The 3,298-nt window shown below is 69.3% G+C and carries 3 protein-coding genes; all 3 read right to left on the bottom strand.

Annotated elements, in window-relative coordinates:
- Positions 1-139: 139 nt before the first annotated feature.
- Positions 140-1,210 carry a DUF4037 domain-containing protein gene (locus DD1DGNOD_RS15200; protein WP_131770426.1) on the bottom strand — a complete coding sequence of 357 codons (1,071 nt, stop codon included), beginning with the start codon at positions 1,208-1,210 and terminating at the stop codon, positions 140-142.
- Between the two features lie 45 nt (positions 1,211-1,255).
- Positions 1,256-1,690, bottom strand: a complete 435-nt coding sequence (locus tag DD1DGNOD_RS15195; protein WP_131770425.1) for an inorganic pyrophosphatase — start codon at positions 1,688-1,690, stop codon at positions 1,256-1,258.
- Between the two features lie 527 nt (positions 1,691-2,217).
- A partial coding sequence (gene efeB / locus DD1DGNOD_RS15185) for an iron uptake transporter deferrochelatase/peroxidase subunit (RefSeq protein WP_241255743.1) occupies positions 2,218-3,298 on the bottom strand: 1,081 nt, incomplete at its 5' end.

Here is a 3,298-nt window from a genome sequence, read left to right as displayed (position 1 = left end):
CGCCCGCCCGGCCGCGTGGGCGGACGCATCGTCACGCGACCGGTGGGTGTCCCCGCTGCGGGACTGTCGGCTTGGGCCATCCGTCCCAGCCCCGCGCCATCGAGTTGCTCGATCCTCCGCGGGCAGCTTGCCGCGAGATTCACGCCCGGAGTCCAAGCGCCGGCGCGTAGTCGCGGCGGCGGTGCGGGCGGGCGGGGATCTCGACGCTGTCGATCGCCTGGTCGATCGCGCCGGGAAGATGGCCGAGCGGGCCGTCGGGCCGATGTCCGAGCCGGGTGAGCAGGGCTCGCAGCCGCGGATCGCTGATCGCATCGGTCAGGGCACGGGTGAGGCGTTCAGCACCGAGTACCTGGATGTCCCGGGAATGAAAGCGGCGCGGTGCCGGGTCGACGGGCTCGGCCAGACCAAGCCGGTTCGTGACGGCGGCGAGATGACTGGCCGCGGCACACAGTGCCGCTTCGCGTTCCCGCCACCGCGCCGCGCTGAGCGCGCGGTGCAGGTGCTCACCGATCTGGCCGGCGAGAGTCAGGTGCGCGAACGCGGTCATCAGCCACTTGCTGTACGGGGCCCAGCGACGTTCGAGAAGAAAGCCGATCCGGACGAGGTCGCGGGCCACGCGGGCGGCAAGCATGCGTGAGCCGAGGTCGTCGCCGCGGCCGCCGGTACGGCCGATGAACGGTTCCTCCTGGCTGACCCGAAGCCAGCCGGCGGCCAGGACATAGCGCCAGACATCGTCGGGGTACCAGGCCAGCGCCCGACGCCGCGTGGTGAGCAGATCGAACGGGTCGTGCAGGACCACGCCGCCGGTGAGACTGGCCAGGATCTGCGTCGGGGCCAGCAGCCAGTCCGCCAGATCCATCCCGCAGGCGGGGTCGACGCCGAGCCGGTCGACGAAGAACGCCCGCGCAGTGGTCATCTCCATCTGATGGTGTGGCCGGCCGTCGTGTCGATCGCTATCGGGGAAGACAACCGGGAACCCGTCGAACCGAGCCGGCAGCCTCTCCAGGGCGACGTCGATCGGCGTGGTGTCGAGACCTGGCGGGACGAACAGTTGCACACGGGGGCCGAAGTCGTGGTCCGTGGAGACCTCGTCGTCGAAGCCGAGTACCTCGGAGCCCTCACCGAGCAACGCGGCAGCGTGAGGCACGTCCGCGATCAGCGGCCGAACCGCCTGCTCGTAGAATCGTCGAGAAAGATCGCGACCGGGCACGGCTCTACGATCCCCCTCAAGGCATCCCGTCCTGCACCAGGCATCTCATTGTCTCCGCTGCCGCCACATCTGCGCACCCGGCTTCTCGCCAGCCGCCGGGCCGTGCGGGCCAGTGGCGGTCTCCAGGTTCCGCCGCACGAGCAGGCCCCCGATCCCCAGGACATCATCAAGCAGCCGCCGTACCCGGTCGATCTCCTCGGCGGTGCAGTCGATCAGAACCTTGACCTCCACATCACGCTTGCCCAAATCCGCCGTCACGAAAAATCCCACCACGCCAGCACCGACGGCACTGCCGCAGAAGACATCCACACCGTCACCGTCCGCGGCCACGGTGCCGTCCAGGCAGCCGTAGTCGACGGGATACACCGCCTCCGACACCCGCGGGTGCCTGCTGCCGGCCGGGCGGTCCACCACCAGCCGCGAGGCAACCGCCAGTTCGTCGAGGTTGCCGAACAGCCGCGCGCGGGACGTGTCAACCATGATCTCCACCGAATCGGGGATGTCCGCCAAGGAAACCACGGACCTGAAGTGGCCAGGGCCACGTGCATTGTCCTGCCGGCCCACGGTTCTGTCGGCTCACGCGAGACACCGAGCCACCCGCGGCCACGATGATCGCGGATGGTGTGGAGACGCGGCTGTCTCCTTCCTCGCTGTCCGGGCCATCGGCGAACAGGTTGCCCTACACGTCCTCGGTGCTGACCCAGCCGCTGATGGTGGCGACGGCAGGTCTCGTCGCCGAAGCCGCCGACCGAGCACCTCGACGAGGCGGAGGCGGTTCGTATGGCGGCAACATGGTCGTCCAGCCGGGGCTCGAACCAACTCGCGAGGCCCTGACCAGCACCGTTCCACAGCGCTGGATCTCAAGCGATAGATCGCGAACCGCATTCACGCAGGTCAGAAGCATGATCAAAAAAGGGGTGGGGCGGGTGGGGCTCGAACCCACGACCGGCGGATTATGAGTGCTGCGCTCGATGCGCCGGGTTCAGGCCCGCACCTATGAGGTCAGGTCAGGCGAGCAGGGTGCGGCCGAGGTGGTCGGAGGAGTCCCGGACACCCGGCAGGACGAAGAAGTAACCGCCGCCGGTAGGGCTGATGTAGTCGACCAGCGGCTCGTCGATGAGCCGGGTCTGCGTCACCTCGAACTGCCGGGCCACGTCCTGCTGGTAGCAGCAGAAGACCAGGCCCATGTCCAGGTTGCCGTTGCCGTCGATGCCACGGTCGTAGTTGTAGCCGCGACGCAGGATGCGGGAGCTGTCCGTAGCCGGCGTGCGGGGATTGGACAGCCGGATGTGCGCGTCGAGCGGGATGACGTTGCCCTCGGGGTCGTGGGCGTAGTCCGGTATGTCGGTCTCCGCGGTGCCGTCCAGTGGGGCTCCGGTGTCCCGGCGCCGGCCGATCATCGTCTCCTGCTCGTTGAGCGAAACCCGGTCCCAGAACTCCACCAGCATGCGGATGGTACGGATGACCTGGTAGGAGCCACCTTCGGCCCACGCGGGCTCGTCGTCGGCGTGCACCCAGACCAGCCGGTCCATCTCGGCGGCGTCGGTAACGTCCGGGTTGGCGGTGCCGTCTTTGAAGCCGAGCAGGTTGCGCTGGGCTCCTGACGGCCGGGGCGGGTTCTGGAAGCCGTCGACGCGCCAGCGCAGCTGCATGCCGCCGCGGGTGTGGCGGGCGATGTCTCGCAGCGCGTGCAGCACCGTGTCGCGGTTGTGAGCACACAGTTGCAGACTGAGGTCGCCATGACAGTGCGCCGGGTCCAGGGCGTCGTTGGGGAACGTGCGCATCGGGGTGAGTCGCCGCGGCTTGCGGTCGGCCAGGCCGAACCGGCTGTCGAACAGGGACGCGCCCACCCCAACGGTGACGGTCAGCGCGTCGGGGGACACCGTGGGCCCGACGATACCGCTGTCGGACGGCGGGGCAGTCGTGCCGAGGTCGACCGGGATGCCGCCGGCGGTCAGGAAACGTGCACGTTCGGTGATTTCTGTGAGCAGCTCGGCCAGCCCGGCGCGGTCCGTAGCGATCACGTCGAAGGAGGCGAACATCGCCGCCGCCGGTGGTGGCGTGAGGATCCCGGCCTGGTGGGCCCCG

Origin of the sequence: Candidatus Protofrankia californiensis, from assembly GCF_900634765.1 — a bacterium.
GTDB lineage: Bacteria > Actinomycetota > Actinomycetes > Frankiales > Frankiaceae > Protofrankia > Protofrankia californiensis.
The sequence above is the reverse complement of the archived record's forward strand: the minus strand, read 5'-3'. Positions and strand labels throughout refer to the sequence as shown.

Excerpts from the sequence above, each read along its gene's own strand:
- DD1DGNOD_RS15195 (WP_131770425.1), bottom strand. The coding sequence starts at position 1,690 with ATGGTTGACACGTCCCGCGCGCGGCTGTTCGGCAACCTCGACGAACTG.